The following is a 340-nucleotide window of genomic DNA, read 5'->3' as shown; positions in this document are numbered from 1 at the left end:
CTTATTTGGTCATACAGCCGGTAAGCAAGCTAAAGATTCAGCACACTTTCGTATCCAGTTTTCAGGGCGCAATCCGGTTGTTCAGGTGGACAAGCTCCATCTCAAACAACAGATTTGCACATGACATTTGGCGATGTCATTTCCTGACCTTGCAAGCGACCCCGAGCGCTGCAAGAGACACAATTCGGGGAAACATGTGGCGGTGTAGCTCAGCTGGCTAGAGCGTACGGTTCATACCCGTGAGGTCGGGGGTTCGATCCCCTTCGCCGCTACCATATGGAGGATTAGCTCAGCTGGGAGAGCATCTGCCTTACAAGCAGAGGGTCGGCGGTTCGATCCC

The 340-nt window shown here is 53.2% G+C and carries 1 tRNA gene; it reads left to right on the top strand.

Annotation, left to right across the window (positions count from 1 at the left end):
* The first annotated feature begins 198 nt into the window (after positions 1–198).
* Positions 199–275, top strand: a tRNA-Met gene (locus tag PAT3040_RS12795).
* Positions 276–340: the final 65 nt, after the last annotated feature.

Source organism: Paenibacillus agaridevorans, assembly GCF_003112455.1.
Taxonomy (GTDB): domain Bacteria; phylum Bacillota; class Bacilli; order Paenibacillales; family Paenibacillaceae; genus Pristimantibacillus; species Pristimantibacillus agaridevorans.
The sequence above is the reverse complement of the archived record's forward strand: the minus strand, read 5'-3'. Positions and strand labels throughout refer to the sequence as shown.